Genomic DNA, 6,960 nt, shown 5'->3' with positions numbered 1-6,960 from the left:
CGGCGTGGGGTCGGTGCTGCTGCTCGCGGAGGTGCTGGCGAAGCCGATGCGGGTCGACCCCACTTCCCCTGAGACCGCTGCGCTGGTCGGCCTGCTCGCCAGACTCGACCTGCGCTCGCTCGATATCGCGACCGCCCGTCTGGCGCTGGCGCTGGCGTCGTCGTACCGGCTCCGTGCTGCCGACGCGGCTCATCTTGGAACGGCTGTCGCAGCCGGGGCTGACCGGTTCCTCACGAACAACCGCGAGGACTTCCCGCAGTCGATCTCGGAGATCGACATCGTGTATCCGGACGAGCTCGACTGACCGGGGAGGTGGAGGACATGTAAGGCTTCCCCGGTGGCTGTGCCCGAACCGATGAGCGACCGGCGGACGGTGATCCTGATGCTCGCCGGCCTCACGGCGCTGCTTGGCGTCGCCGTCACGGTCGTCGCCGCGATATCGCTCCGAGATCCGTTCACCATCACCGGCGAACTGGGCGAGCGAGTCGAAATCGAGAGCGAGCTGATCGGAGCGATCGCCGTCGGTCTCGTGCTCATCGCCGTCGGTATCACCGTCGTGACACATCTCGTACGAACGCAACTGCGGGGCGTTCGGCGCTGAGGCCACGCCGCTACCGACGATGCACGTCGCGCTCGGAGGTGAGGTGACCGTCGGAGAGCGGGATGACGGTGTCGCACACGCCGGTCAGGTCGGGGTCGTGCGTGGCGACCACGACGGTGGTCCCGCCGCGGGCGGTGGTCCGGAGGAGGGCGATGATCGACTCGCGGTTGGCTGCGTCGAGCTGGGCGGTGGGTTCATCGGCGAACAGCAGCTGCGGTGCGGTGACCATCGCCCGGGCGAGTGCGACGCGTTGCTGCTCGCCGCCGGACAGCTCTTCGACGAGGTGGTCCGCGCGGGCGACGAGCCCCACGGCTCCGAGTGCCTCCAGGGCTGCCGCCCGCACGCCCCTGCGGTCGGGCCGTCGATCGCGGGGAAGGGTCTGCAGCGCCAGCTCGACGTTCTCGGCGGAGGAGAGCAGCGAGAGCAGCCCGAACGCCTGGTGGGCGACCTGGACCCTGCCGACCCATGGACCTCGGGTGCCGGGGGTCACGGGGCTGCCGTCGTAGCGCACGGTACCGCCGTCGGCCCGCTCCAGCGCAGCGAGCACGGTGAGCAGCGTCGTCTTCCCGGATCCTGATGGACCGGTGAGGGCGACCATCGACCCGGCACCGATGTCGACGGACACCCCGTCGAGCACGGTGGCGCCCGCGCGGCGCACCTCGATGCCCTCCGCGACCAGCCGGAGCCCCGCGGTCATGGCGTGCCCGCTTCCCGCGGGTCGGGCGGAACCGGGTGCAGCTCCACGTGGTCCGCGCGGCGCACGACGCGCGCGCGTCCTCCCGGTGGGAACTGCTCGAGCAGATCCGGCGGCAGTTGCAGCGTGCCGTCGCGGCCGATGACGGCGAGGCGTTCACCGCGGCGGCCCTCCGTCCCGATCCGCCCGTCGCGCATCGCGAGGCTGCGCTCCATGGAGTCGCCGAGCTCGGCGTCGTGCGTGACGACCACGACCGTCGTCCCCCACCGGTCCCTCGTCTCGCGCAGCAGCTCCGCGATCCGGACACCGTTCGCGTGGTCGAGTTGGCTGGTGGGTTCGTCGGCCAGCAGCAGCCGCGGGCCGCCCGCCATCGCCGCAGCCAGTGCCACCCGCTGCTGCTCGCCGCCGGACAGGGTCCGGACCGCCCGGCTGCCGGCGTCCGGCAGGCCGACCGCGTCGAGCAGCTCGCCCGCGCGCCGCCGGCGGTCCCGACGGGACTCGCGCGCACTCAGCTGCGCGAGGTCGAGGTTGGCCTGCACCGTCGCGTACGGCAGGAGGTTGCGCTCCGGCCCCTGCATCAGCATGCCGACGTCGCGGTTCCGGAAGGAGAGCAGTTGCCGCTCCGACAGGCGCCCGATGTCCTGCCCGAGCACCTCGACCCGTCCCGCACTCGGCCGGAGCAGGCCGCCGAGCATGGCCATCAGGGTCGACTTCCCGGAGCCGGACGGCCCGATGAGCGCGACCAGCTCTCCTTCTTCCACGGTCAGGTCGGCCCCGCGGAGTGCGACGACCTCGCTCGCGGGTGAGCGGTGGATGCACACCGCCTGCTGCACGCTCACGACGACGGTCATCCCTCCGCCTCCCGCAGCCGCGACGGGGAGGCCGCCCGCGCGAGCACCACCGCGGCCACCGTCACGGCCGCCGCGAGCAGCACGACGACGGCGAGGGCGACGACCAGGACGGAGCCCACCGGCTGGTGGACGACGAAGGGCGGGAACGCCGGATCGTCGATGTACGCCGGGAGCGCCGGCAGCGCCAGCGCGGCGCTGGCGACCCCGAGCAGCACCCCGGTCGCGGTCGCGGCCACGATCAGCAGGGCCTGCTCGATGACGACGGAGGCGACCAGTCGCCTCGTGCGGACCCCGAGCGCGCGCATCGCCGACAGCTCGAAGATCCGCCGACGGGCGAGCAGCGCGAGGCTCAGCACCGTGGTCGCTGCCGCCAGCAGGACGGCGACCGCGCCGCCGGCGACCGACAGGGCGGTGGAGAAGGAGGGGCCCTGCGCGGCGAGCTCGGCGGCCCGGTCGACCGCCCGGTCGACCCCGGTGACGACAACCCCCGCACGCCGCAGACGCTGCACCGTATCCGCGGGAGCGTCCGCAGCGAGCCAGATCTGATCGGGGATCAGCGCCGAGTAGCCGGAGGGGGATGCGGCCTCGACCCAGTCGCGGGCGAGCACGACGCCGGCGTCGCCGACCCGCGGGACCACCTCGACGCGGCCCGTCGGGGCGATGGCGAACTCTTCCCCGCCCGGGGAGTTCACCGTCACACCGGCGGACCGATCGCCGGCCACGAGCCGCGCGGCGAGCAGGGCGGGCTGCTGCGACACGGCTCCGGCCGCGATGCCGAACCCGGGGACGTCCTCGCCCGGTTGCCCGCTGACCGCGATCGTCACGCGCAGGCCGTTCGCACCCTCCTGCACCGACTCCGCCGCACCGATCTGGGACGCGGGGGTGGGGTTCAGCGGTGACCAGTCCACATCGGCCGGCGCGGGAGTCACCGAGGGTGCTGCGCCGCCGGACATCCGGATGTCGCGGACGGTGAATGCGGTGACGAGCGGCGCGAGCTCGTCGATGGGCCGGGTGACGTAGATCCTCCTCAACCGGCAGCCCCCGGCGCAGGAGGGCACGCGGCTGGAGTACGTGCGGGTCCCTGCCGTCAATGCGCCGAACCCTCCGGTCACCGGCTCGCCCCGCGCGTCGGTGAGATCGGCGGCGAGCGTCAGCCCCTCCGGCACCGAAGATGCGCTGATGTCGACCCTCAGCGACGTGCCCACGACCCGGGGCGTGACCGGTGGGTCGGTCATGAGCGGTCGGAGGAGACGGGCAAGCGACGCGGACCCGAAGTCGCTGCGCCAGTACGCGATCGACCCGAACACGGCCGGGTCGACGACCAGGATCGCGGGCGACGCGCTCGCGCTGGACCTGGCGTCGAACACGCCGGTCGTGGAGGACACGTCCGTCGGTGCCTCGGCGACGGCGGTCAGCCGGTGGGACCCGCCGTCGACGGCGCGGACGCGGCTCTCGGTGCGCGCATCGCGGACCACGTGCAGGACCGTCGGCGATCCGGTGTCGACGAGCGCGCGGTCGTGCCGGTTCTCCGCGAAGACCGAGGCGCTGCTGATCCCGAAGGTGACCATCGCGACTGCGACGGCGAGCACACCGAACGTCCGACGCCCGGAGGGCCGCCGCGCGAGCTGGCGGACGCTGACGAACGTCGCCACCGCACCCGACGCGCGCGTCGCTCGGAACGCGAGACGAGCGACGGGTGCGACCAGCCGGCTCGCCACCAGCGCACCCGCGATGATCAGCAGGGCCGGCGCGAGCAGCGCGATCCCGCTGCTGCTGCCCCCCGCCAACGCTCCCGACAGCCGCAGCTGCGCCACCCCCGCGACGGCCAGGACCACGACGAGGACCTCGAGCACCGCAGCCCTGCGCGTGGGACGGCGGGTGGTGCGACGCCATTGCTCGAGCACCGGCCGGCGGATCACGGCGACGCTCGCCGCTCCGGCCGCGACGAGGCCTCCCGCGGCTGCGACGGCAGCAGCAGCCCAGGCCGACCACCCGAGGACGATCTGCGCATCCGTCCCGATCGCCGACGGGGCGAGGCCGCGCACCGCCGCCGACGCACCGAGCACCCCGAGCGGGATCGCGGCGACGAGCAGGATCACCGGCTCGAGCAGGGTGAACACCAGCGTGGCCCCCGGGGTGAGCCCGCGCAGCTTCCCGAGCGCCACCTCGGCGCCCCGCGCCTCCGCCGCACCGCCGACCAGCGTGTGCAGCAGGTACCAGCCGAGCACGAGCAGCTCGATCACGACGACCGCGATCGGCAGCGCCAGCCGGGCACCACCGGCGACGCCGCCGGTGACGATCCCGTCCACGCCGGTCGTCACCGTCGGCCGACCCGGGCCATCGGTCTGGATGCTCGTCGCGGCGCTGTTCACGCCGGCGCGGAACGCGTCGAGGTCGCGCAGGTGGACGGCACTCGGCACGAGTGGGAGGTCCGCCGTGGCCAGCACTCCGTCACTCGCTTCGGCCTTCACCGTGGCGAAGTACGCCTCCGGGACCCACGCGCGGATCGTGGTGCCCGCTCCGGTGTCCGAACCGCCGGGGTCGCCGAACCAGTAGGACCCCGACGGAACGCGCCGCTCGACGATCCCACGCAGCCGGAACCGCACGTCCGGAGCAGCGCCGCCCCGCGGGTCGGTCGCCGTGAGCGTGTCGCCGACCCGCAGCCCGCGGGTCCGCGCCGTCTCGACATCGACCACCAATCCCGTGCGATCGGCGGCGTCGAGGCAGTCGCCGGTGACCACCCGCACCTGGCGGCAGAGCCCGTCACGGCTCGCGAGCGCGACCTGCGTCGGCTTCCGGGTGCGATCGAGGACCCCCCGCTGCGTGATCGAGAGCTGCAGCACCGCGGCCGGGTAGGCGGCGCGGGCGGTGCCGGTGAACGAACCGTCGACCGCCGCCCGCAGCGCCGTCGTGGACGGCGTCCCCGTCTGTGCGGCGATCACCTGGATGCCCGTGCCCGCCGAACCGACCGGCGCGACCCGCAGCGCCCGCTGCAGCACCGCGTCGTTCGCGGCCGACGCGTACATCGGGCCGGCAGCCGCGGCGATCGTGGTGAAGGCGGCGACCACCAGGAGCGCGACCGAGGTGGTGCGTCGCCACCACAGCCCGCGGAACGCGAGACTCAGCAGGCGCACGACGGCCGATGGGGTGATGGCGGTCGGCGATCCAGATCGTCGGGAGCATCCGCCAGCGCGGTCGACCGGGCGACCTCGCCGACCGGCCTGCCGGCGATCACGACGCGGGCACCGTCGGGGCGGCACCGACGGACAAGTCCGAAATCGCGGCCGGCATCAGCGTCCTTCATCCGCGTGCGCAGCATCACGACGCCTCTCCCCCGCTTGCGAGCACGAACCCGCACCCGTTCATGACCGCGCGCTCACGGTATCGCCACCTTCCGCTGCTGGGCTCCGTCAGCGAGCGAACACGACCTACCTCGCGGCGATCAGATCGACGCGACGCTGCGCGCAGATGACGTCGCGGACCTTGCTGACGAGGCGTCGCCGACCGGCCGCAATCTGCTGCTCGCCGGGAAGCCGCACGAGCAGACCGACCGTGAGGTCGAGATCCTGGTGCACGAATCCCCGACCGACCGCGGGCGCTTTCGGACATTCCGGGCGTCCGCGGACGCCCGGAATGTCCGTTGACGCCCGGGGTGGGAGTCGGACTCCCGGGCGCGCATGCCGCAGCACCGCGAGCGCGACGGCCTCGTCGGGCGCCCGGCCGGGTGCGAGCGCGACGGACGCTCGACGGCGTTCAGCCGCCCCTCCTCCCGCGCGGGTACGACGGCCGGCACGGGGAGTGCATCCGGTCGATTCGGGGTGCCCACCGGTGCGTCAGCTCGGTGAGCGATGACCTCGACCCGAGGATCGGGCTCGATCGGCCCAGTACCCGCTCAGGTCGTCGTGTGCGGAAGCGCACCCGGTGGTACCGTCATCGCGTCGCCCAGGACCCGGTGACGGCCGACCTGATGGCGAACCGGGGACTCATGCCGCAACGCGGACGCGATGACACCTCCGCCGAGTCGAGATCGGCCGATGTCGGGCCCGAGGTCGCTGCATCGGGGACGCTGCTCGGGCGGGCGCTCTCCGTCGGCGGTCCGCCGTCGAGCGCGACCCCCGACGACCAGGAACCGGTCATCTCCCGACGCATGATGACGCAGGTCGTCGACGGCGATCGGTGGGCGTTCGACGAGCTCCGGCGACGGATGGTCCCGCGCGTCCACGGCCTGATCCGGGTGCTGCTGCCGCATCTCAGCGAATCCGACGAGTTCGTCACCCAGGTGTTCGCCGAGATCCTCCTCGCTGCTCCCGGGTACTTCGAGCAGGACGGGGACGACCCCTACGACTGGATCATCGCGGTCGTGCAGCGCATCCTGCTCGACCGCCTCCGATCGGAGCGGATGGGGTCACGGGCCCCGGCCCGCGAATTGAGGCGGGACGACGTTCCTGCAGTCCCCATGCTGCTCCGCGAGCGGTACGAGGTCGGAGCCCTGCTGGGAGTCGGGGGCCTCGCGCGGGTCTACCGAGGCCGCGATCAGCTGCTCGGCAGGGACGTCGCCATCAAGATGTTCACCTCGCACGTCAAGGATCGGGCGGGTCTTCGCGTCCAGGAGTCGGAAGCCCGCCTGCTGGCCTCGCAGCAGCATCACGGCCTCGCGGCGATCTTCGATGCCGGCGTCGTGCTGATCGATCCCGAGTTCGCTCAGGTGTACCTCGTCATGGAGCTGGTCCGCGGCCTCAGCCTTCGTGACCGCCTCTCGGGCACGCGGTTGTCCGCCGACCAGGTGGCGAACCTCGGCGTCACCCTCGCCGAGG

The 6,960-nt window shown here is 73.2% G+C and carries 6 protein-coding genes and 1 pseudogene; 3 read left to right on the top strand and 4 right to left on the bottom strand.

Annotated elements, in window-relative coordinates:
- The coding region (locus ACFE67_RS13185) for a type II toxin-antitoxin system VapC family toxin (RefSeq protein ID WP_375407335.1) at positions 1-304 on the top strand (304 nt) is incomplete at its 5' end.
- Between the two features lie 69 nt (positions 305-373).
- A complete protein-coding gene (locus tag ACFE67_RS13180) occupies positions 374-601 on the top strand; it encodes a hypothetical protein (protein ID WP_375407334.1) in 228 nt (75 codons plus the stop codon).
- A gap of 10 nt (positions 602-611) precedes the next feature.
- Here the strand turns inward: ACFE67_RS13180 and ACFE67_RS13175 are convergent, their stop codons facing one another.
- From ACFE67_RS13175 to ACFE67_RS13160, 4 genes are all read right to left on the bottom strand, one after another.
- On the bottom strand, positions 612-1,298 hold the full coding sequence (locus ACFE67_RS13175) for an ABC transporter ATP-binding protein (protein WP_375407333.1): 687 nt from the start codon (positions 1,296-1,298) through the stop codon (positions 612-614).
- Positions 1,295-2,146, bottom strand: coding sequence for an ABC transporter ATP-binding protein (locus ACFE67_RS13170; RefSeq protein WP_375407332.1), 852 nt, complete (start codon positions 2,144-2,146; stop codon positions 1,295-1,297). Before ACFE67_RS13170 ends, ACFE67_RS13175 begins: the two co-directional genes overlap by 4 nt.
- Positions 2,143-5,280 (bottom strand): FtsX-like permease family protein, encoded by a 3,138-nt coding sequence (locus ACFE67_RS13165; protein WP_375407331.1) that lies wholly within the window; start codon positions 5,278-5,280, stop codon positions 2,143-2,145. Before ACFE67_RS13165 ends, ACFE67_RS13170 begins: the two co-directional genes overlap by 4 nt.
- A gap of 294 nt (positions 5,281-5,574) precedes the next feature.
- Positions 5,575-5,721, bottom strand: coding sequence for a hypothetical protein (locus ACFE67_RS13160; RefSeq protein WP_375407330.1), 147 nt, complete (start codon positions 5,719-5,721; stop codon positions 5,575-5,577).
- 266 nt (positions 5,722-5,987) lie between these two features.
- Here ACFE67_RS13160 and ACFE67_RS13155 point away from each other — a divergent pair.
- A pseudogene (locus tag ACFE67_RS13155) lies at positions 5,988-6,960 on the top strand (hypothetical protein); the annotation flags it as partial.

This window comes from uncultured Amnibacterium sp. (genome assembly GCF_964244015.1).
Lineage (GTDB): Bacteria > Actinomycetota > Actinomycetes > Actinomycetales > Microbacteriaceae > Amnibacterium.
Note: the sequence above shows the minus strand (reverse complement) of the source record. Positions and strands in the feature narration are given on the sequence as shown.